This is a genomic window from Streptomyces sp. NPDC003032, from assembly GCF_053591415.1.
This window is the reverse complement of sequence record NZ_JBSFTT010000007.1, coordinates 311,253-332,481: the sequence shown is the minus strand read 5'-3', so window position 1 is coordinate 332,481 and position 21,229 is coordinate 311,253. Positions and strand designations below refer to the sequence as shown.

General features: G+C 72.5%; 19 protein-coding genes. 8 read left to right on the top strand and 11 right to left on the bottom strand.

Annotation, left to right across the window (positions count from 1 at the left end):
- Positions 1–338 precede the first annotated feature (338 nt).
- Genes ACWDZ7_RS13310 through ACWDZ7_RS13300 form a run of 3 tightly spaced genes read left to right on the top strand, consistent with a single transcriptional unit; the run spans position 339 to position 1,696 of the window.
- The gene (locus ACWDZ7_RS13310) at positions 339–785 is read left to right on the top strand and encodes an SRPBCC family protein (protein ID WP_451796776.1); all 447 of its coding nucleotides are present in this window, start codon (positions 339–341) and stop codon (positions 783–785) included.
- Positions 782–1,150 (top strand): ArsR/SmtB family transcription factor, encoded by a 369-nt coding sequence (locus tag ACWDZ7_RS13305; RefSeq protein WP_451796775.1) that lies wholly within the window; start codon positions 782–784, stop codon positions 1,148–1,150. The genes ACWDZ7_RS13310 and ACWDZ7_RS13305 overlap by 4 nt, the downstream gene beginning before the upstream one ends.
- A gap of 54 nt (positions 1,151–1,204) precedes the next feature.
- Positions 1,205–1,696 (top strand): hypothetical protein, encoded by a 492-nt coding sequence (locus ACWDZ7_RS13300; RefSeq protein ID WP_451796774.1) that lies wholly within the window; start codon positions 1,205–1,207, stop codon positions 1,694–1,696.
- A gap of 45 nt (positions 1,697–1,741) precedes the next feature.
- On the opposite strand, the gene ACWDZ7_RS13295 is transcribed toward ACWDZ7_RS13300, so the two are convergent.
- Complete coding sequence (locus tag ACWDZ7_RS13295; protein WP_451796773.1) at positions 1,742–2,785, bottom strand: YihY/virulence factor BrkB family protein; 1,044 nt, start codon at positions 2,783–2,785, stop codon at positions 1,742–1,744.
- A 157-nt stretch (positions 2,786–2,942) separates the two neighbouring features.
- Between ACWDZ7_RS13295 and ACWDZ7_RS13290 the strand changes: the two genes are divergently transcribed.
- From ACWDZ7_RS13290 to ACWDZ7_RS13280, 3 genes are all read left to right on the top strand, one after another.
- On the top strand, positions 2,943–3,347 hold the full coding sequence (locus ACWDZ7_RS13290) for a TOBE domain-containing protein (RefSeq protein ID WP_451796772.1): 405 nt from the start codon (positions 2,943–2,945) through the stop codon (positions 3,345–3,347).
- Between the two features lie 15 nt (positions 3,348–3,362).
- Positions 3,363–4,208: a molybdate ABC transporter substrate-binding protein gene (gene modA / locus ACWDZ7_RS13285; protein ID WP_451796771.1), complete on the top strand. Its 846-nt coding sequence runs from the start codon at positions 3,363–3,365 to the stop codon at positions 4,206–4,208.
- 160 nt (positions 4,209–4,368) lie between these two features.
- Positions 4,369–6,438: an ABC transporter permease gene (locus tag ACWDZ7_RS13280; RefSeq protein ID WP_451796770.1), complete on the top strand. Its 2,070-nt coding sequence runs from the start codon at positions 4,369–4,371 to the stop codon at positions 6,436–6,438.
- Between the two features lie 11 nt (positions 6,439–6,449).
- On the opposite strand, the gene ACWDZ7_RS13275 is transcribed toward ACWDZ7_RS13280, so the two are convergent.
- Positions 6,450–8,048: a sensor histidine kinase gene (locus ACWDZ7_RS13275; RefSeq protein WP_451796769.1), complete on the bottom strand. Its 1,599-nt coding sequence runs from the start codon at positions 8,046–8,048 to the stop codon at positions 6,450–6,452.
- Positions 8,049–8,115: 67 nt separating this feature from the next.
- Positions 8,116–9,153 carry a rod shape-determining protein gene (locus ACWDZ7_RS13270; RefSeq protein WP_451796768.1) on the bottom strand — a complete coding sequence of 346 codons (1,038 nt, stop codon included), beginning with the start codon at positions 9,151–9,153 and terminating at the stop codon, positions 8,116–8,118.
- 344 nt (positions 9,154–9,497) lie between these two features.
- On the opposite strand from ACWDZ7_RS13270, the gene ACWDZ7_RS13265 reads away from it, so the two are divergent.
- Entirely contained in the window at positions 9,498–13,181 is a 3,684-nt protein-coding gene (locus ACWDZ7_RS13265; RefSeq protein ID WP_451796767.1) for a S8 family serine peptidase, read from the top strand.
- Positions 13,182–13,257: 76 nt separating this feature from the next.
- Here the strand turns inward: ACWDZ7_RS13265 and ACWDZ7_RS13260 are convergent, their stop codons facing one another.
- The 4 genes from ACWDZ7_RS13260 to ACWDZ7_RS13245 all read right to left on the bottom strand — a co-directional run bounded on the left by ACWDZ7_RS13260 (position 13,258) and on the right by ACWDZ7_RS13245 (position 17,593).
- Positions 13,258–14,769, bottom strand: coding sequence for an acyl-CoA synthetase (locus tag ACWDZ7_RS13260; protein WP_451796766.1), 1,512 nt, complete (start codon positions 14,767–14,769; stop codon positions 13,258–13,260).
- A 128-nt stretch (positions 14,770–14,897) separates the two neighbouring features.
- Positions 14,898–15,980, bottom strand: coding sequence for a YeiH family protein (locus ACWDZ7_RS13255; protein WP_451796765.1), 1,083 nt, complete (start codon positions 15,978–15,980; stop codon positions 14,898–14,900).
- On the bottom strand, positions 15,980–16,549 hold the full coding sequence (locus tag ACWDZ7_RS13250) for a cysteine dioxygenase (RefSeq protein WP_451796764.1): 570 nt from the start codon (positions 16,547–16,549) through the stop codon (positions 15,980–15,982). Before ACWDZ7_RS13250 ends, ACWDZ7_RS13255 begins: the two co-directional genes overlap by 1 nt.
- 138 nt (positions 16,550–16,687) lie before the next feature.
- The gene (locus ACWDZ7_RS13245; RefSeq protein ID WP_451513001.1) at positions 16,688–17,593 is read right to left on the bottom strand and encodes a LysR family transcriptional regulator; all 906 of its coding nucleotides are present in this window, start codon (positions 17,591–17,593) and stop codon (positions 16,688–16,690) included.
- Positions 17,594–17,732: 139 nt separating this feature from the next.
- On the opposite strand from ACWDZ7_RS13245, the gene ACWDZ7_RS13240 reads away from it, so the two are divergent.
- Positions 17,733–18,611: an ATP-grasp domain-containing protein gene (locus ACWDZ7_RS13240; RefSeq protein WP_451796763.1), complete on the top strand. Its 879-nt coding sequence runs from the start codon at positions 17,733–17,735 to the stop codon at positions 18,609–18,611.
- On the opposite strand, the gene ACWDZ7_RS13235 is transcribed toward ACWDZ7_RS13240, so the two are convergent.
- Genes ACWDZ7_RS13235 through ACWDZ7_RS13220 form a run of 4 tightly spaced genes read right to left on the bottom strand, consistent with a single transcriptional unit; the run spans position 18,595 to position 21,214 of the window.
- On the bottom strand, positions 18,595–19,284 hold the full coding sequence (locus tag ACWDZ7_RS13235) for a hypothetical protein (protein WP_451796762.1): 690 nt from the start codon (positions 19,282–19,284) through the stop codon (positions 18,595–18,597). The two genes, ACWDZ7_RS13240 and ACWDZ7_RS13235, sit on opposite strands and share 17 nt — an antisense overlap.
- Positions 19,265–20,068, bottom strand: coding sequence for an FkbM family methyltransferase (locus ACWDZ7_RS13230; protein ID WP_451796761.1), 804 nt, complete (start codon positions 20,066–20,068; stop codon positions 19,265–19,267). Before ACWDZ7_RS13230 ends, ACWDZ7_RS13235 begins: the two co-directional genes overlap by 20 nt.
- A gap of 13 nt (positions 20,069–20,081) precedes the next feature.
- Complete coding sequence (locus tag ACWDZ7_RS13225) at positions 20,082–20,309, bottom strand: Trm112 family protein (protein WP_451796760.1); 228 nt, start codon at positions 20,307–20,309, stop codon at positions 20,082–20,084.
- Positions 20,306–21,214, bottom strand: coding sequence for a hypothetical protein (locus tag ACWDZ7_RS13220; protein WP_451796799.1), 909 nt, complete (start codon positions 21,212–21,214; stop codon positions 20,306–20,308). The genes ACWDZ7_RS13225 and ACWDZ7_RS13220 overlap by 4 nt, the downstream gene beginning before the upstream one ends.
- Positions 21,215–21,229: the final 15 nt, after the last annotated feature.

Sequence of the window (21,229 nt, the reverse complement as noted above, 5' to 3'; positions counted from 1 at the left end):
GCACAACGCGAGGCAACTTAACGCAACGAAACCTTACGGGACTCCCGCAGACTCATAATCCGTCGGCCGTGGGTTCGAGTCCCACCCGCCCCACCCAGGCGTCAGGGCGCAGGAACGATTCCACCTGCGTCAACTGTGCGCCCGCGACGGTCGCTCTCTTTGCAGCGACACGCCGGAGATCGTTGGCGCCCGACTGTGCGGTGATGCCCACTGTGCAGTGATGCCCACCAAGGTGCGGCCCGCAAGGTGCGACCCGAGTGCAACCCGCTGGTTGCACCTTGAGGGATTCATGTGCAACCCTGGAGTTGCATCTGATGGCGGCAGCGTGCGGAGTCCCCATGAATGACGACCGGATCGAACGCGAAACCCTGATCGCCGCGCCCCTGGAGCGAGTGTGGGCACTGGTGGCTCAGCCCGGGTTCTGGGTGGCCGACAAAGCGAGTCTGCCCGGCACCGTGGCCAGGGAGGGCGAGTCGATGGTGGCGAAGCACGCCGAGCACGGGGACTTCCCGGTGCGTGTGGAGAAGGTCGAGCCGCCGACCTACCTGGCATACCGCTGGACCAGCGCGTTCCCTGGAGAGGAACTGCGCGAGAACAACAGCACCCTCGTCGAGTTCACGCTGACCCAGGAAGGCGGCAAGACACGGCTCCGCGTCGTCGAGAGCGGATTCTCGGCGCTGGCGGCATCCGAGGAACTGCGCGGTGAGAACCTCAGGGACCACAGCCAGGGCTGGCCCCTGGAGCTCGACGCGCTCAAGAAGCGCGCCGAACAGCCCTCCACGTGAGGGAGGAACATCCCGGCGCAGGCGAGGCCGTCGACAGCGTCCTGAGCGCGCTGGCCGACCCGACGAGGCGTCGGCTGCTCGATCTGCTCGCCGCACAGGGCGAGGCCACTGCCACGACGCTCGCCGCGGGACTTCCCGTCTCACGGCAGGCGGTGGTCAAGCACCTCGCCGTCCTGGACGCCGCCGGGCTGGTCTCCGGCGACCGGGTCGGACGCGAGGTGCGGTACGCGGTGCGGCCCGCGTCGCTGGACGCCGCGGCGCAGTGGATGGCCTCGCTCGCGGCCGACTGGGACCGGCGGTTGGCGAACATCAAACGCGTCGCTGAGGCGGCGGAGCGCGATTCGAGTCTGATACGCCCCGACTGACCGGCACGCCCTGACCGAACTGACCGGCACGCCCCGACTGAAGGGAAGCACACGATGGATACGACGGCACTTCGCAGCGCCTACGACCGGTTGTTCGATGCGGCGGCCACCCCCGACCTCGGCGACGCGGACGACGGAGGATGGAACGCCGACCAGATCCTGGCTCACGTCCTCAGCGTCGACGCCTCGATCTCAGCGGTCGCCCTGGGCGTCATGGCCGGCTCCCGGCCCACCTTCGACAACCGGATCTCCCTCGACACCTGGAATCTCGACCGGATCATCGCCGAGCACTCGGGCCGGACGGAACTGATCGACCACGTCCGGAGCCAGGCCGCCATCCTGAGTGACATCGCCGAGCAGCTCAACGAGAAAGCCGCCTCGGTACTGGTGCCGTCGCTCCTCCTGTCCAATGACGTACTCGTCCTGGACCGGCCGATGTCGCTGGCGAGCCTCATCGACGGCCTCGCCGAAGACCACGTGCCCGTCCACACGCGACAACTCCTCGATCTCCGCGTCGCCGTCTCCGGGCAGATGGCGAGTGCCTGACCGGTCCACCGGTCCCGAACAAGCAGAGTCGAGCAGGGTCCAGGATCAGGACGCCGGGCCCGGCTGGGAACCGCGGCGGCGGGGCCATTTGCGGGTGTCCCGCGGTTCTACGTACGGCTCCTCCTCCGCGGGCATGCCGCCGGCTATCGCGCGCTGGCGGGCCAGCTCCGCGTCGAATTCCAGGCCGAGCAGGATCGCCAGGTTCGACAGCCAGAGCCAGACCAGGAAGATGACGACGCCCGCCAGGGTGCCGTACGTCTTGTTGTACGAGGCGAAGCCCGCGACGTACAGCGCGAATCCGCCGGAGGCCACCAGCCACAGGAGCACCGCCAGCACGCTGCCGGGGCTCAGCCAGCGGAAGCCCGGGCCGTGGACGTTCGGGGCCCGCCAGAAGAGCAGGGCGATCATCGAGACGACGATGAGCAGCAGCACCGGCCACTTCGCGATGGACCAGGCGGTGACCGCCGCGTCGCCCACGCCGATGGCGTCGCCCGCGCGCTCGGCGAGCGGCCCCGTGAAGACCACGAGCAGCGCGCTGACGGCCAGCAGGATCATCAGGGCCACGGTCAGGGCGATCCGCAGCGGGGTCAGCTTCCACACCGGGCGGCCCTCGGGAAGGTCGTAGACGGCGTTGGAGGCACGGATGAAGGCGCCCACGTAGCCGGAGGCGGACCAGACCGCGAGGAGCAGGCCCGCGATCGCCACCGCGCCGCTGGTGCTCCCGCTGTCCTCCAACTGCCGTACGGCGTCGCTCAACAGGTCGCGCACCGGGCCCGGCGCCAGCTTCTCCAGGTTGTTCAGGACCGAGTCGGTGGCCTTCTTCCCGATCACCCCGAGGACCGACACCAGGACGAGCAGCGCGGGGAAGAGCGACAGCACGCCGTAGTAGGTCAGCGCGGCGGCCCGGTCGGGCAGGTCGTCGTCCATGAACTCCTTGCCGGTGCGCCGCAGGACCGACCACCAGGAGCGGCCGGGCAGCTGGGTGGGTTCGTCGGGAGCGGCCTCCTCGACCTCTGGGCCGGGGCCGGGGCCGGGGTCGGGACCGGGGTCTGTGCCGTCGTCGCGCTTGTGCTTGCCGAAGAGTGCCATGGGGTGGCGAGTTGGCCGACTTCGCCGACGTAATCCTGCTCCCGTACGGGGGTGTTGGTCCCGACGATTGGGGGTTCCTCCATTCAGTCGCGCATCTGCCATGGAGATTCGTCTTAAATATTTCAGATGCGAGGAGAATGGCGATATCTTGTCGCACATGCAGTCCTACACGATTGGGCAGGCCGCGCGTCTGCTCGGGGTCAGTCCCGACACCGCCCGCCGCTGGGCGGACGCCGGGCGGGTCGCCACGCACCGCGACGAGGGCGGGCGGCGGCTCATCGACGGCCGGGATCTGGCCGCCTTCTCCGTCGAGGTCGCGCAGAGCGCGGGCGGTGGCGCGGGCGAGGAGGACGCTTCGTACACCTCCGCCCGCAACGCCTTTCCCGGCATCGTCACCGCCGTGAAGCTCGGTGACGTGGCCGCCCAGGTGGAGATCCAGGCGGGCCCGCACCGCCTGGTCTCGCTGCTGACCCGTGAGGCGGTGGAGGAGCTCGGCCTTGAGGTCGGTATGCAGGCCACCGCCCGGGTCAAGTCCACCAGCGTGCACATCGACCGCGCCTGAGCCAGGAGCCCGCTCATGTTCTCGAAGTCCCCTCAGTCTCCGCAGTCCCCGCGATCTCCGCAGTTCCCCGTACCCGTGGTCCGCCGGGCCGCCGCCGCGGTCGTGACCGCCGCGCTGCTCGTGCCGCTCGCCGCATGTGGCAGCGACGACGACAGCGCGGGCAGGAAGGGCGGCGGCAAGAAGGGCGGCGGCAAGAACGTCGAGCTCACCGTCCTCGCCGCCTCCTCCCTCACCGATGTCTTCGCCACCGCCGAGAAGGCGTACGAGAAGGAGCACCCGGGCACGGAGCTGACGGTCTCCGCCGCCGGGTCGCAGGAGCTCGCCGCCCAGGTCAGGCAGGGGGCGCCCGCCGATGTGCTGGTCACCGCCGACACCAGGACCATGGACGACCTCAAGGCGGAGACCGGGGCTCCCAGCGTGATCGCCAGGAACCGCCTCGTGATCGTCACCCGTGAGGGGAACCCGGAGGGGGTCAAAGGGCTGAAGGATCTCGCCGACGGCGGGCTGAAGGTCGTACTCGCCGATGACACCGTGCCGGTCGGGCGGTACAGCAAGCAGGTCCTCGACAAGCAGCACGTCGCCGTGGAGCCCGTCTCCAAGGAGGCGAACGTCCGGTCCGTGCTGAGCAAGGTCGAACTCGGTGAGGCGGACGCCGGCATCGTCTACAAGACGGACGCCGCGACCGCGCCCGGCAAGGTCGACGCCGTCGAGATCCCCGACGCACAGAACGCCGTGGCCTCCTATCCGGCGGCGACCCTCAAGGGTTCCGGGCACGGGGAGGCGGCGGCCGCGTTCGTGAAGTGGCTCGGCTCGCCGGAGGCGCAGAAGCTGCTGCGGGACGCGGGCTTCCAGAAGCCGTAGCGAGTACGCGAGTACGCGAGTAACGCGAGTAACGCGAGTACGCGAGTAACGCGAGTAACGCGAGTACGCCCGCGGGCCATCGACTTCCGGGCGCCCGACGCCTCCCCGCAGCGGGCGCCCGGTCGTACGCGTCACCACCACCGAACCCCCAGGACCGCCGATGAGCCGCCCCCGTCTCCGCTCCCGCCCCCGTCTCCGTCTCCGTCTCCGTCTCCGTCTCCGTGACCGTTCTACGGGCCGTCCCCGGACGCCCGTCGCGCTCGCGCTGCCCGCGCTGCTGGCGATCGCGTTCCTGTTGATGCCGCTGATCGGCATCCTCGCCCGCACCGAGTGGGGGGAGCTGGCGGGGCATCTGTCCGCGCCCGGTGTCACCCAGGCGTTGAAACTGTCCCTGCTCGTGTCCTGCTGGGCGCTCGGGCTCTCCCTGCTGCTCGGGGTGCCGCTGGCGTGGCTGCTGGCGCGCGTGGACTTTCCAGGGAAGGCGTTCGTACGTTCCCTCGTGCTGCTGCCGATGGTGCTGCCGCCGACCGTCGGCGGCGTCGCGCTCCTGCTCGGCTTCGGGCGGCGCGGGGTGCTCGGGCCCTGGCTGGAGGGCACCTTCGGGATCGTGCTGCCCTTCCACACCTCGGGTGCGGTGGTCGCGGCGACGTTCGTGTCGATGCCGTTCCTCGTGATCAGCCTGGAGGGCGCGCTCGGCGGGCTGCGGCCCGGCTTCGAGGAGACCGCGGCGTCGCTGGGGGCTTCTCCCGTACGGGTGTTCTTCACCGTCACGCTGCCGATGGTCGCCCCCGGGCTCGTCGCGGGCGCCGCGCTGACGTGGGCGCGGGCGTTGGGGGAGTTCGGCGCGACGATCACCTTCGCGGGCAACCTTCCCGGCACCACGCAGACCCTGCCGCTCCAGGTCTACCTGCTCCTCCAGGACTCCCCGGAGGCCGCGACCTCCTTGTCGCTGCTGCTGCTCGCCATCGCCATGGCCGTGCTGGTGGGGTTGCGGGGGCGGTGGTCGGCCGGGGCGTCCGTGCGGGTGCGTGCGCCGTCGGCGGATGGCGAGGGGGCGGCCTCCGGGGATGTGGGGGACGGGGCGGGCTTCGGGGGCGTTGCGGGGGGTGCCGGGGGTGCCGGGGGTGTGGGGGACGGGGTGGCGGCCGCCAGGTGCGAGCCGCCGCTCGCCGAAGGCCCCGCCCCGGAGGCGAAATGGGCGCTGCACGCCGACGTCACCGGTTTCAACGAGCTGACTCTCGACGCCGGGCCCGGCACCACCATCGCCGTCGTCGGGCCCAACGGCGCGGGCAAGACCACCCTCCTGCGCGCCCTCCTCGGCCTGACGCCGCGCGCCCACGCGCGGCTGCTGCTCGGTGAACGCGACGTCACCGCGCTGCCGCCGCACCGCCGCGGGGTCGCCTGGGTGCCCCAGGAGGGTGCGCTCTTCCCGCATGTGAACGCGCTCGGCAACACCGCGTACGGGCTGCGCGCCCAGGGTGTCCGGCGCGCGCGGGCCCGCCGTGAGGCGCAGGCCTGGCTCGACCGGCTCGGCGTCGGGCACCTCGCGCACCGCAGGCCCGCCCAGCTGTCCGGCGGGCAGGCCCAGCGGGTCGCCCTGGCCCGGGCGCTCGCGGCCCGGCCCCGGCTGCTGCTCCTTGACGAGCCGCTCGCCGCCCTCGACCAGACCACCCGCGCGCACGTCCGGCACACCCTGCGGCGCCATCTCGACGGCTTCGGCGGGGTGTGCCTCATCGTCACGCACGATCCCGTGGAGGCCGTGTCGCTGGCCGACCGGGTCCTCGTACTCGACGAAGGGCGTACGTTGCAGGACGCGTCGCCCGCCGAAGTCACCCGTCACCCGCGTTCGCCCTGGGTGGCGCGCATGCTCGGGCGCAACGCCTGGCCGGGCACGGCCGACGCGGACGGCACGCTCGTCCTGGCCGGGCAGGGCCGTCTGGTCGTCGCCGATCCACCGGCCGCGGGCACGCGGGCGCTGGCCGTCATCGCGCCGGAGGCGGTGTCCGTGCACCGCGAGAGGCCCGGGGGGAGTCCGCGCAACGTGTGGCGGGGGACCGTGCGGGAGGTCACGACCGCCGGGAGCAGACTGCGCGTACTGATCGCTTCGGGCGAGGCGCCCGACCTCGTCGCCGAGATCACTCCGCAGGCGGCGGTGGAGCTGGGGCTCGCGGACGGTGCCGAGGTGTGGACGAGCGTGAAGGCGACGGAGGTTTCGGTGGTGGAGCTCTGACGTGCCGTCGGCTACTGCAGGGGGGCCTGCCACGCCACCGTCGTGCCCGGCTCCACGCCGTCCGTGGTCCCGTCGTCGTACACCGTCAGGCGTACGCCCTCCCGGCCGTCGGGAAGCGTCGCCCGCGCGTCGACCGCGACGTCGACGCGTGTGACGCCGGTGCGGCGTGACACGGCGGCCAGCGCGCGGCGCAGGGCGGCGAGGAGGTGGCCCGCCGCCGAGTCCGTGATCCGGGTGTCGACGGCGCCGGCGAAGTGCACGGACGGCTGGATGCCGAGGACCGCGGCGGCGCCCGCCGTCTCGCGCAGCACCTTGCCGCGGAAGGTGGTCGGGGCGTCGGCGGGCGGCTGCTGGAGGGCGAAGATGGCCGTGCGGACCTCCTGGATGGTGGACTCCAGCTCGTCGACGGCTTGGCCGAGCGTGGACTCCACCTCCGTGGAGCGGGCCTTGCGGCGGGTCGACTCCAGCATCATGCCGGTCGCGAAGAGGCGCTGGACCACGAGGTCGTGCAGGTCGCGGGCGATGCGGTCGCGGTCCTCGAAGACCGCGAGGCGCTGCCGGCTCTGCTGGGCGTCGGCGAGTACGAGGGCCAGGGCGGCCTGCGAGGCGAACTGGGTGGCGAGCTGCCGCTCGGCCGCGGTGTAGGCGGGCGCGCCGCGTCTGCGGGGCAGCGCGAGCGTCCCGATGAGCCGCCCGCCGGCCTGGAGCGGCAACATCATGCTCGGCCCGAAACGGGCGCGTACGTGGGTCGTCATCCGGGGGTCGGTCGCGGAGTCCTCGATGAACACGGGCTCTCCACCGAGCAGTTGCGTGAGGACTGTGCTGCCGGGTTCGATGGTGGTGCCGATGAGGTCGTTGTGGGTAGGGGGTGGGGCTGGGGTTTGGGCGGTGTCGAGCGCGGGCGATCCGGCCGACCCGGTGGTAGCTGCCGGGCCAGGGGACCCGGTGGCGCCCGGCGGCCGTCCCCCCGTAGGGGCCTCGGTGCTGGAGGCGTCCCGGCCAGGGGGAGTGCCGTCTGTGGAGGCGGCGACGATGCGCATGCCGCCTGTCTTCGTGGGCTGCAGGATCACGCCCGCTGCCGCGTCCGCGAGGATTCTTGCCCGGTGCGCGACCGTCATCAGGGCGTCGGCCGCCGCCTCGCCCGTGAGCAGGGCCGTGGTGACCGCCGCGGCTCCCTCGATCCAGCGCTCCCGTTGGCGGGCTGCCTCGAACAGGCGGGCGTTGCCGATCGCGATGCCCGCCTGGCTCGCCAGGACCTTCAGGAGCTGCCGGTCCTCTTCGGTGAACGGCCCCTCCGTCTTGTCCGTGAGCAGGAGGTCGCCGAACGCCTCGTCGTGGACGTGGATCGGTACGTGGATGACGTCGTCGTCCGTCTCGGCGCGGAGCGGCGGTGTGCCGTCGCCGCCCGCCACGAATGTCTCGGCCTGACCCCCTTGGGAGGGCGCGGTGACGGCGAGCGTGCCGTACCCCGCCCCCGTCAGCCGCGCCGCGCTGTCCACGATGTGCTGGAGCGTGGCGCGCAGTTCGAGGTCCGTGCCGACGCAGAGGACCGCCTCCAGCAGCGGCATCGAGGGCAGCGGTGCGTCCGCTCCGTCGGGCATATCCGTCATGCACTCCGTGTCGCTGTGTCGCCGTGTCGCTGTAGCGCCCTGGCGCGCCGTGTCGGGCCCGTGTCGGTCAGCCGGACAGCGGGTCCAGGACCAGTGGCTGGATCTTGCCCTCAAGCATCGCACCGAGCCCCAGCACGGCGCAGACATCAGGCCGTTCCGCGATCTGCACGGGCATCCCCGTCGCGTCCCGCAGCATCTGGTCCAGGCCCGGCAGCCGCGCGCTGCCGCCGACCATCATGATCCCGCGGTCCGCGAGGTCGGCCACCAGATCCGGCGGGCAGTCGCGCAGCACCTTGCCGATGCCGTCGAGCACGGCCGTGAGCGGCGTGTGGATCGCGTCGCGGACGGCGGCGGTGTCGACGTGGACGGAGCGGGCCAGGCCCGTCGCGACGTCCCTGCCGTGGATCTCCGTGGACTCCGGGCCGTGCGGAGTGAGGCCGTTGCCGCTCAGGGCGAGCTGGAGGGGGCGTACGGACTGCGAGGGCAGCATCAGTTCGTGCTGGTGGCGCAGGTGCTGCACGATCGCGTTGTCGATGGCCTCGCCGCCCACCGGGATCCGTTCGGCCGTCACGATCGAGCCCATGGAGAGGACCGCGACCTGTGTGGTGGCGGCGCCGCAGACAAGGATCATCGTCGCCTCGGCGCGCTCCACGGGGAGGCCGCAGCCGACCGCCGCCGCGATGAGGGTGTCCACCAGTTCGACCCGGCGGGCGCCGAGGCCGACCATCGTCTCCACCGCCGCGCGCTGCGCCAGCGGGTCCGCGTCGTGCGGGGTGCAGGCGGCGGCGCGCAGCCTCGGCTTGCGGCGCAGGGTGCGGCGGAGCTTCTCGCCGAGCAGTTGGCGCAGCATCCGTTGTGCCATCTCGATGTCGACGACGCTGCCGCCGGAGACGGGGCGGGCCACGCGGATGTATCCGGGCGTACGGCCCGTCATCTGCTCGGCGAGGTGGCCGACCGCGATGAGTGCGCCTGTCTGCGTGTTCACCGCGGCGACGCTCGGCTCGTCCACGACGAGTCCGGCGCCCTTCACGTACACCCGGGTCCTCGCGGCTCCGAGGTCGACGGCGATATGACAGCGGCGCAGCTGCTCCAGTCTGACGGTCATGGCAGGTCCTCCCGAGAGCGCAGACCGTACGGACCGTCGGTCGGCGGTCCTGTTTCGCATCGTGCGGGGGGATTGCGGGGGCGCGCGCGCTGGGCTGAGCCGGGTGGGGTGCGGCCGGATGGGTTGTGTTCGTGGGCGTTCGTGGGCTCTGCGGGTTCGTCGGGGCTGGGCGGGTCGTCCCCGGGGACCCCGTGGGGGCTCCCCGCACCGGCCGCTCTGGCGGGTAGTACCCCTGGCGGCTTTCCGCCACGTCGCGTCAACTCCCCTGCAACACACGGCGCCTGACACTTTTCGCAGCACTCGGGCACCCCCCCGCCCGGGTCCGACGAAGAGAGGCAGCCCCCATGAGCAGAGCCCCCGCTTCGCGAAGAGCCGGGCTCGGCGTCGCCGTTGGTCTCGTGTTCGCCCTGCTTCCCGCCGGGCAGAGCGCCGCCGCCGATGATGATCCGGCCCCTGCCGGCCCCGACGCACGCACCACACGCGCCGCCGCCCACACCGTCACTCTGATCACCGGTGACGAAGTCACCGTCACCCCGCTCCCCGGCGGCAAACAGACCGTCACCGTCAAGCGGCCCGCAGGAGCGAGCGGGGCCGTGCGGAGTCTGATTTCGGGCGGGCACATCACCGTCGTACCGGACGAGGCACGGCCGTATCTGCGCTCCGGCGCGCTGGACGAGCGGCTGTTCGACGTCACCGGGCTGATCAGGCAGGGGGTCGCCGAGCGGCGAGGCGGAGCCACCTCGCTTCCGCTCATCGTCATGTACGGAAAGGGCGACGGGAACGGAGGAGCGCCCCGTCTGCCCCGCGGCACCGAAAAGGTGCGGTCCCTGCCCAGCGTCGCGGGCCTCGCCGTGACCGCCGAGAAGCCCGGCGCCCTCTGGCCCTCCGTACGCGACGAGGCGTCCGGCATCGAGAAGGTCTGGCTCGACGGCCGTGTCGAGGCCGACATGGCGCGGAGCAATGAGCAGATAGGCACCCCCAAGGCCTGGGAGGCCGGACTCACGGGGAAGGGTGTGAAGGTCGCCGTCCTCGACACAGGGGTCGACGGTGACCACCCGGATCTCACGGGGCGTGTCGGAGAGAGCAGAAGTTTCGTGCCGGGGGAGGAGGTCGCCGATCGCAACGGGCACGGCACCCACGTGGCCTCCACCGTCGGCGGCAGCGGTGCCGCCTCGGAGGGGGAGAAGGAGAGGGGCGTCGCGCCCGGCGTCTCCCTCGCCATCGGGAAGGTCCTCAGCGACGAGGGCTTCGGGAGCGAGTCGGAGATCATCGCCGGCATGGAGTGGGCCGCCAAGGACGTCGACGCCGACATCGTGTCCATGAGCCTCGGTTCGCAGGAGCCCAGTGACGGCACCGACCCGATGGCCACCGCCGTGAACTCGCTCTCCAAGGACACCGGCGCCCTCTTCGTCATCGCCGCCGGGAACACCGGCGCGCCCTCCTCCATCGGCTCGCCCGGCGCCGCCGACGCAGCGCTGACCGTCGGCGCCGTCGACTCCGGCGACAAGGCCGCCCACTTCACCAGCCAGGGGCCCCGCGCCGGCGACCACGCGCTCAAGCCCGACCTGTCGGCCCCCGGCGTCGGCATCCTCGCGGCCCGCTCCGGACTCACCGGCGGCGACGGCTTCTACACCGAGATGAGCGGTACGTCGATGGCGACCCCGCACATCGCGGGCGTCGCCGCCCTCCTCGCCGAGAAGCACCCCGACTGGACGGGCACCCGGCTCAAGGACGCCCTGATGTCCAGCTCCCGGCGTCTCGAAGAAAGTGTGTATGAGGTGGGGGGCGGGCGCGTCAGCGTGCCCGATGCCGTCGACGCCGACGTCACCGCCAGCGGCAGCGTCGATCTCGGCTTCCACGGATGGCCGTACGGCGACAATGAACCGGTCCGCAAGACCATTGCCTATGTCAACTCGTCCGACACCCGCGTGGAGTTGGATCTCCGCGTGCACGGCGTCGCCGACGGTGTCGTCGAGCTGCGCGACACCACCCTCACCGTCCCGGCGCACGGCACCGCCTCGACCACCGTCACCGGCGACGGGGCGAAAGCGCCCGTCGGGAACACCAGTGGCGGTGTCGTCGCGAGCGCCGGCGGCGAGGAGGTCGCGCGTACCGCGTTCGGGCTGGTCAAGGAGGAGGAGCGGTACACCCTGACCGTGCACGTCAAGGACCGTGAGGGAGCCGCCGCCCCGGCGGACCTCGTGGTGCAGAGGCTCACCGAGGGGGTCGACCCGTTCCCGGCCGCCGTCGATGACTCCGGCACCCTGAAGCTGCGCCTGAAGCCGGGGACGTACGCCCTCACTTCGTTCCTCGACGTACGCGGGGCCAAGGGCGAGGACTCGCTCGGCCTCGACTTCCTCGCCGACCCGCAGATCCGCCTCGACCGGGACCGCGAAGTCACCTTGGACGGTGAGGAGTTGCGTCCGGTCAGGGTCGAGGTCGATCGGCGTACCGAGACGCGGCAGCTGTTGATGGAGTACGACAGGAAGGCCGGCGGTGCCGGGCTGCAGGGCGCCGTCCAGGTGCCCGTCAAGTACGACAGTGTCTTCGCCGCCCCGACCACCGAGGTCACCGAGGGCAGCTTCGAGTACCGCACGGTCTGGCGGCTCGGCAAGCCCCTCGTGGATGTGAAGGGCCTGGGCGAGGCCGTCGCCCAGCCCGGCGGGACGATCGCCGAGGGGCGGCACAAGTGGGCGCTGGTGGACGCGGGCGACGGCGCCCCGGCCGCGTACGCGGGCAAGGATGTGCGGGGCAAGGCCGTCGTCGTACGCCGTACGGACGCGGTCACCCCGGCGCTGCTCGGGCAGGCCGCGCAGGACGCGGGAGCGGAGGCGCTGTTCGTGACCGACAGAAAGGCGGGGCGGCTCAACGCCTGGTTCGGCACGGACGACAACGCCGACCGGCCCCTTCAGATCGCCACCGTCGACACCGCCGACGGCGCCCGGCTCATCGCGGCGGCCAAGGCGGGGAAGAGGGTCGAGAGCACCGGCACCGTCGACACCCCTTACATCTATGACCTCTCCGAGGGGCATGAGGGAGCCGTACCGAAGGACCTCACGTACCGGCCGGAGAAGCGCGAACTTGCGGTACTCGACACGGAGTTCCACGCGGTGAAGCCCGCGCCGGGCGGCGAGTTCCGCTACTCGATCACCGACACCTTCCCGGTCGGCATCGGCTTCCAGGAGAAGGTCGACTACCCGGCCGAGCGGACGGAGTACGTCTCCACGGGCGCGGGACAGCTGTGGCACGAGTCCGCGTCCACCGGGCCCGGCGCCCTGGAGGAGCGCGGCGGCCTCGTCCCCTACAAGGGCGGCGAGCGGACCGGCCTGAACTGGTTCAGACCGGTCCTGCACCCGTGGCTCGGCACCGGCCTCGGCTGGGGCCAGACCCGGCGCGCCGACAGCCTGGAGTTCAACGTGCCCGGCTGGGGCGACTCCGGCCCCGACCACACCGGCTTCGGCGACGTGTGGAACGAGGAGTCGATGACGCAGGTCAGCGAGGTCTTCGTGGACGGCGTCAGCGTCGACCGGCGCAAGAGCTCCGGCGTGTACGTGTGGGACGCGGACCCCGCCGAGCGCACATACAAGGTCGTCACCGACACGACCCTCGACGCGGAGCGGTGGCGGCTCGCCACGAAGGGCCACTCCGAGTGGACGTTCAGGTCGAAGCAGACCCCGGCGGACCGCAAGACGTTCCTGCCGCTGCTCAACCTCGGCTTCGACGTCGACACGTCCCTCTCGGGCGATGTACGGGGCGGGCGCGCCATTCCGGTGGGGATCTTCTCCGAGTACGTCGTGGGGGCGGCGGACACCGGGACGATCCGCGGCGGCGAGCTGTCCGTGTCGTACGACGAGGGCGAGTCGTGGCGGGACGTCACGCTGGGGCGGCGGGACGGCAGGAAGGCGGCGTGGCAAGGGAAGTTGAAGGTGCCGGGTGGCGCCGCGTCCGTGTCGTTGCGGGCATCGGTCAGCGATGACCGGGGTGGTTCGGTGTCCCAGGAGATCATTCGGGCGGTGGGGGTGAGGTAGCTCCTCAGGGCCCGGCCGGAGGGGCGGAATCAGCCCCTCCGGCGTTCGAGGAGCGGGGTCCGGGCGGAGCCCCGTGTCAGGGGCTGGTCCGCTCTCCGGTCTCTCCGGTCTCTCCGCTCTCCGGCAGCGCCCGCTTCATGATCTTGCCCATGTCATTGCGGGGCAGCGACTCCAGGTACCGCACGACCCGCGGCCGCTTGTGCGGGGCCAGCCGGCCCGCCACATGGCCCGCCAACTCCTCGGCGGGCGGCGGGAGCCGCGGGTCGGCGGGGACGATCCACGCCACGATCCGTTCACCCAGGTCGGGATCCGGCTCCCCGGTGACCGCGGCCTCCCGGACCCCCGCGTGTTCGAGGAGCGCGTTCTCGATCTCGCCCGCGCCGATCTTGTAACCGCCGCTCTTGATGAGGTCGGTGGCCTTGCGGCCGACGATCCGTACGTACCCGTCGGGGTCCCGCACCGCCATGTCACCGGTGCGGAACCAGCCGCCCGGGGCGAAGGCGGCAGCGGTCGCGTCCGGACGGTTCAGATACTCGGTGAAAAGGTTCGGGCCGCGCACCTGGATCTCACCGACCGCCTCCGGGCCGTCCGCCGCGATCGGCTCGCCCGCCTCGTCGACCAGGCGCAGGTCGACGCCCGGCAGCGGCACCCCGACCGCGCCCGCGCGCGGCTCGCCGTCCGCGCGGACGCTGGTGTTCATGAGCGTCTCCGTCATGCCGTACCGCTCGATGACGCGGCGGCCCGTGGCAGCCGCGATGCGCTCGTGGTCGTGGACCGGGAGCGCGGCCGAGCCGGACACCAGGAGCCGCGCACCGGCCAGCGCCTTCGCCAACTCCGGGTCCTCGGGGAGGGCTTCTGCGATCCGGTGGTACATCGTCGGCACCCCGAACAGCATGGTCGCCCCCGAGCCCAGCTCGCGCGCCACGCCCTCCGTGCTGAACCGGCCGAGGTGACGCACCGAGCCGCCGCGCCGCAGCGGGCCCAGCGTGCCGAGGATCAGGCCGTGCACGTGGAACAGCGGCAGGCCGTGCACGAGGACGTCGTCGGCGGTCCACTGCCAGGCGTCCGCCAGGGCGTCCAGCGTGGTGGCGATCGCGCGGCGCGGCAGGACGGCGCCCTTGGGCGGGCCGGTGGTGCCGGAGGTGTAGACGATGAGGGCGGGGTCCTCGGGGGTGTGCGGCGGGTCCGTGATCGCGGCCCCTCGCACATCATCCACGTCCACGTCCACGTCGATGTCGACGTCGACCCGCGCCAAGTCCGCCAAGGCGGCAGGCAGTTCGGCCCCCGGCCCGGCCAGTACCAGCGACGGCGCGCTGTCCGCCACGATGTGCGCCAGCTCGCTCCCGCCCGACTTCGGGTTGAGCGGCACGGCCGGCACCCCGGCGAGCAGGGCGGCGACCACGCCCACGGCGGTCTCCAGGGAGGGCGTGGCCCAGACGGCGACGCGGCCCGCCCCGCTCAGGCGGCCCGCCAAGGCTCCGGCCACCACGGCGAGTCCGGCATGGCTCAGCGTGCGGTCGCCGAACCTCAGGGCCTCGCCGGAAGCCCGTGCGTGCGGGGCGGACAGGGTCGGGAAGAGGGGATCCACGTCTCGTACTCCTCGAAGTCTGCTCGGCCTTCTTGGCCTGTGCCTTCTGCCGCACAGGCCCCGTACCGCACCAGTCCACCACGGGCGGCCGGCCTCACCGGTAGTCGGCGACGATCGGGCTCCGGGGTTCAGTACGTCAGGACCACCCCCACGTACGAGAACCCGGCGATCACACCCCACGCCACGAGGCCCAGCGCCGCGACCCGGCCGCCCGTGCGGGTCAGCGACGGCAGGTCGACCGCGCTGCCGAGGCCGAACAGGGCGGCGGCCAGCAGGAGTTCCTGCGCCGTCTGCGCGGCGTCGATCGCGCCGCCCGGCAGCAGGCCGGTGGTGCGCAGGGCGACCATGGCGAGGAAGCCGACGACGAAGAGCGGCACGAGGGGCGGACGCCGGCTGCCCCCGGACCCGGCCCGGTCGGCGGCGCCCGCCCTCGACCGCGCCCGCACCGACAGCGCGACGGCCGCGACCAGCGGCGCGAGCAGCGCCACCCGCATCAGCTTGACCAGGACCGCGTCACCGAGCGCACCGGAACCGGCCGTCTGCGCGGTCGCCACGACCTGGCCCACGTCGTGCACGCTCGCCCCGACCCAGCGTCCGAACTCCGCGTCGGTCAGGCCCAGCGGGTGCTGGAGCAGTGGCAGTACGGCGATCGCGAGCGTCCCGCACAGCGTCACCAGGGCCACCGAGGTGGCCGTGTCCCGCTCGTCGCTCTCGGAGACCTCGCTGACCGCGCCGATCGCGGACGCCCCGCAGATCGAGTAGCCGGTGGCGATGAGCAGCGGCTGGTCGCCGCGCAGGCCCATGCGGCGGCCGAGCCACCAGGTGCCGAAGAAGGTGACGGCGACCACGCCGAGCACCATCACGACCGAGCTCCAGCCGAGCCCGAGCACGTCGTCCAGGCTCAGCTTCAGGCCGAGCAGCACGATGCCGACGCGCATCAGCCGCTTGGCCGCGAACGTCAGTCCCGCCTTGCCGGGTCCGCGTACGAAGAGACGCGCGGCGCCGGGCAGATGGGCCGCCGCGATGCCGAGCACCACGGCGGCGGTGAGCATCGGGACGCCGGGCACCAGCAGGTGCACGCCCAAGGCCACGGCGACGCCGGCGGCGGCGAGGGCGAGTCCGGGCAGTTTGCCGCGCGACCGCGACCGTGCGGTACGTGAGGTCTCGGGGCCGCCGGTACGGGACTTGGGGCGTTCGCCGAGCAGTGCCATTACCGGTCGGCCGGAAGCTCGTACACCCGGCGGACGCTGCTGCCCAGGCGGGCTATGTCGGCGCCGTAGATGTGGATCGATATCGCGCGTGTGCCGCACGCGTTCCACACCCGGTGGATGTCGCCGGGCGGCGCGAAGCCGCAGACCGCGCCCTGCGGATTGACCACGTCCTCCGTGGCGACGAGGCGGGCGGCGCCGCCGGTTCCGGTGGCGGGCACCAGGCGGTAGCGGCGCTCGTGCTCCTGGCCCTCGTGCACGCCGGTGACGCACCACGACACGTGGTCGTGCACGGAGGTCCGCTGCCCCGGCAGCCAGACCAGGGCCACGAGGGAGAAGCTGCCGTCGTGCTCGGCGTGCAGGACGTGCTGGCGGTAGCGGTCGGGGTCGCCCTCGCACTGCTCGCCGGTGAGCAGATCGGCGGCGCCCAGGTGGGGGGCGAGCCGCTCGCCGACCAGGTACGCGGTCAGGTCGGGAGGCAGGCCGCGCCCGACGGCCTCGCGCACGTCGGCGACGAGGGCGTCGAGGCGCTCTGTGGTCCGGGCGGCCCGGTACGTGGTCGGTGTGGTCATACGGGCAGCGTGGCGCCGCCCGATCCATCACGTCCAACGACAGTTCTTTGGCGTCCCCGCAACTTCCGCTTATGGATCGGGCGCTTATGGACCGCGCGCCGTCCGAAGCGGTAGCGGGTGGTGGGCAGCGGCCGGGGTTCAGCAGCCGACGCGGTTCGCGGCCACGGTTCTCAGCTCGTCCAGGACCAGGGCGGTCGCCGGGATGCGGAGATGGTCCTTGAGGACGTACGCGGACACCTTGCGCCGCGAGGCGGGGTCCAGGGCGCGGCCCGTCACCTTGCGGTGGCACAGGAAGTTCAGGACGAGTCCCGGCATCATCGCGATGCCGAGCCCCTCGGCGACCAGGCTCTGTACGACCAGATTGTCGTCGGTCGTGAAGGCGATGTCGGGCGCGAAGCCCAACTCGGCGCACTCGTGCAGAAAGTTGGCGCGGCAGCGCGGACACCCCGCTATCCACCGCTCCTCCGCCAGCTCCGCGAGCTTGACCGACCGCCGGCGTGCCATCGGGTGCCCGGTCGGCAGCAGTACGGTCAGCTGGTCCTCCATCAGCGGGATCTCCGCCAGCTCCTCGGGCACCTCTTCGTGCAGGCCGGGATAGGTGAAGGCGAGCGTGATGTCACACTCGCCGCGCACCACGCGCCGCAGCGACTCCGGCGGCTCGTCCTCCAGAAGCTCCACCCGCACCCCCGGATGCCCCGAGGCGAGCCGGGCCAGGGCCTCCGGGATGAGGGTGGCGTTGGCGCTGGGAAAGGCGCAGACCCGCACCCGCCCCGACCGCAGCCGCGTGATCGCGTTCATCTGCTGCTGGGCGGCGGAAATGTCGTCCAGGATGATCCCCGCGTGCCGCGACAGCGCCTCCCCGGCCTCCGTCAGCCGCATGCGGCGCCCGACACGGGTGAACAGCGGAGTGCCGACGGACCGCTCAAGGGCCTTCATCTGCTGGGTGATCGCGGGCTGCGTATACCCGAGGGAGCGGGCGGCCGCCGAGTACGACCCGGCCCGGACCACTTCGTGGAACGTCTTGATGTGCCGTGAATCGAACACCGCTGAATCATAAGCAGATGTTGGGAGGACCGAACATGGGTGCCGGACCGGTCTCTGAGCCCGCTCCGGCGCGGTTGTTAGCCTGCGGGGGCCCGCACCGGCCCCGACCGGCCCGAACCGCGTACGAAGAGGAGCCCCCGTGCTCAGCCCCCGCATAGCCCTGGTGACCCGCCGGCCGCAACCGGACTACGACCACGATCTGCCGGTCCTGGCGCGATCCCTCGGCGAGGCGGGGGCCGGCGTCCGCGTCGTCGGATGGGACGACCCGGACGTCGACTGGGCCGGGTTCGACCTCGCGGTGATCCGGTCCACGTGGGACTACAGCTGGCGCACCGACGAGTATGTGGCGTGGGCCGAGCGGTGCGGCCGGCTCACGCGGCTCGCCAACCCGGCGGACGTCGTGCGGTGGAACACCGACAAGCGCTACCTCGGCGAGCTGGCCGCTGCGGGCGTCCCCGTCGTGCCGACGTACTACTGTGCGCCCGGGGAGAACGTCGAACTGCCGCCGGACTACGAGGAGTTCGTCGTCAAGCCTGCCTCCGGGGCCGGGGCCCGGTACGCCGCCCGCTACCGCGCCGACGAGCGCGGGACCGCACTCGCTCAGATCGCCCGCATGCACGACGAGGGGTTCACCGCCATGGCGCAGCCCTATATGCGGCGGATCGACACCACCGGTGAGCGCGCGCTCGTCTTCCTCGGCGGGGAGTTCCTGCACGCGATACAGAAGGGCGCGGTGCTCGCGCCCGGCACGGCGTACGACGCCGACAAGATGCCGCACCCCGATCTGCGGCCCTGGGAGCCGACGGCCGCCGAACTCGATGTCGCGAGGAGGGCCTTGGACGTCGTTCCGGGGCTGCCCGAGTTGCTCTACGCGCGCGTGGATCTCGTCGACGGGGAGGGCCCCGACGGCGGTCCGTGCGTCATGGAGCTCGAACTCGTCGAGCCCAACCTCTTCCTCGGCCTGCACCCCGGCTCGCTGCCCCGCGTGGTGGAAGGGATCCTCAAGGCGGCGGTGTGACCCCACCGCCGGCCCCGCCGGCGCCCGTGCCCGTGTCCCCGCCCGGGAACTCCACCCGCTGCAGCAGCCCCCACGTGAACTCCGCCACGCAGCGCCGCCGCTCCCCGCCCGCGTCCGGCGCCGTGAACGCCAGGCGCCACCGCGTCGGCGCCGTTCCCTCCATGGGCCTCGCCGGAGCGAAGGCCCGCGCCGCCTCGTCGACCGTGCACGACCACGGGGCGAGGTCGGCGAGGGTGCGCAGATCGGGGCCAGGCGCCCCAGGCGCACGCACCAACCTCCCCCATAGCTCGAAAAGCATGGGAGGTGCCCCCACATTCCACCCCGCCCCGTTCGGCGCGCGCAGCACCTCGAAGCGCAGATCGGGCCAGAGCGGCACCGGCCAGAGAAGCGCCTCGTACTCCAGGTCGCCGATCGTCCGGCGGGCGGTCGACTCGGGGACGCCGAGGACCGAGCGGTAGCGCGCCGCGGCGCCCCGGGAGCGCGGCCCCCGGGTCATCGCCTGCCAGCGGCGGTTGGCCTCGCGCATCTCGGCGACGGAGACGCCGAGTTCATGGCGGGCGGCCTCCACCAGGCCCGGGTTGTGGTCGGCCATGCGGCGCAGCAGGACCAGCTGGAAGTCCAGCGGGGTGAAGGGGGCGGCGGGCGACGAGGAGCTAGCGGGCATGCGCCCCATCGTCGCGCACCGCGCGCTCTCCCGGGCGGCGGCCTTCCGGGAGGAACAGCACCGAGTTGACGTAGCGCGGGTGCCTGGGCGTGAGCACCCGGCGCAGCAGGCCCTGCGATACGACGTACGACGTGTCGCGCTGATGCGCCTCCAGGTCGAAGGCGGCCAGCGGCAGCCAGGTGTCGTGCGGCAGGACCCAGCCCCGGTAGCCGTGGTCGCGGGTGAGGAGGTCCACGATGGGGGCGATGGGCTGGATGCGGGACTCCAGCTCGATGAAGAGCGCCGGACGGTCGCGGACGAGCAGCTCGCGCGCGCCGTGCAGCACCGGGAGTTCATTGCCGTCCACGTCGATCTTGATGAAGTGGACGTCCCGCAGGCCGAGCCCGTCCAGGGTCAGACATGGCACGTCGACGGCGGTGGCGTGGATGTCGCGGCGGATCAGGGACGACACGCCCCGCTCGCCGTGGTCCCCGTGCGGCAGCCAGAGCCGGGCCGTGCCGGGACGGTCGGTGGCCGCGGCCTGGACGACACGGACGTTGCCGGGGGTGCTGGAGGCGAGAAGGCGGGCCAGGTGGGGCACCGGCTCGACGGTCACCACGCGGCGTGCGCGCGAGGCGAGGCGGCGCGACCAGGGGCCGTACCAGCCGCCGACGTCCACGGCGGTGCCGCAGTCCGGCGGGCAGAGGTCGCCGAGACGGGCCAGCTCCGGCTCGAAGCGCGGGTAGACGAGGCGGGCCAGAGAGGCGATGAGACGGTCCGGGACATAGGGCGCGAGGCGCGCGGCGAGCGTCATGGGCGGCCCCCCGTCACGGGGTTATCCGCTTGAGCAGCTGCTCGTGTTCGTCCTCGGTGACCTGCTCGCCGGAGGAGGGCAGCAGCTGTGGGATGCCGTCGACGACCGGGTAGCGGCGGCGCAGGCGCGGGTTGTAGAGCGCCTCTTCCGGCACGAGGGGCTCCGCCGGGGCGAGCAGATGGAGCGGCCCCTTGTCCAGCGGGCAGGCGAGGATCTTCAACAGTGGGTCGTCGGGGTTCATCCGCTCGTCAACTCCTTGGTGGGCGGTGGTGTCCGGGACGGGGGGCCGTCGTGCTTGGGCATGGCGAGGAGTACGGACACGGCGAGCACCGTGCCCGCGATGCGCAGCGCGAGGCGCACCGGCTCGTGCGGCAGCGCCTCGCCGAACGCCAGCGTCCCGAGCACCGCGGTGAACAGCGCCGTCACCGTCGTACACACGGGAACGATCAGTGAGGCCCGGCACCGCTGGAGCGCCGCCTGCGACATGATCAGGCCGAAGGCGCCGGTGAACAGGAGCAGATACGGGTACGGCGAGCGGAGCAGGTCCACGAGCGCGCCGCCGATGCCCTGCGTCGTCAGATGGCTGGAGACGCCCTTGATGGCCAGCGAGCTGACGCCGTACAGCAGGCCGACGGCGACGCCGTACTCGACGCCCGTCGTCGGCTGGCGGTGGCGGTGCTTGGCCCGGCGCTCGGCGGCGCCGTACAGCCACAGCCCCGCGGCGAGCGACGGCAGGCAGACGGTGAGGACCAGTGGCGCGGGCGCGCCGCGGCTCACCGTGTCGGAGTTCTCGCTGAGCGACAGGACGACCATGAGCAGCGCCACGAGGATCGCGGCGACCGCGTACCGCTCGCGTCCGGAGGTCCGCTCGCCGAGCAGGGCCGAGGACAGGAGCAGCAGGAGGACCAGGCCGGATACGAAGATGCCCTGCGCGGCGGCGATCGGCAGCGTCCGGTACACGGCGAGCTGGGCGCCGAAGCCCGCCGCGAGGGCGAGCGAGCCGCCGATCCAGAGCGGGCTGCCGAGAACCTGCCTGAGCAGCCGAGCCGGGTTGCGGACGCTGACCGACGGCATGGCCGTCAACGCCCGCTTCTCCAGGACGAACCCGGTGCTGTAGAGCACGTTCGCGAGCAGCGCCGCGGCCACACCCCACCACATGGG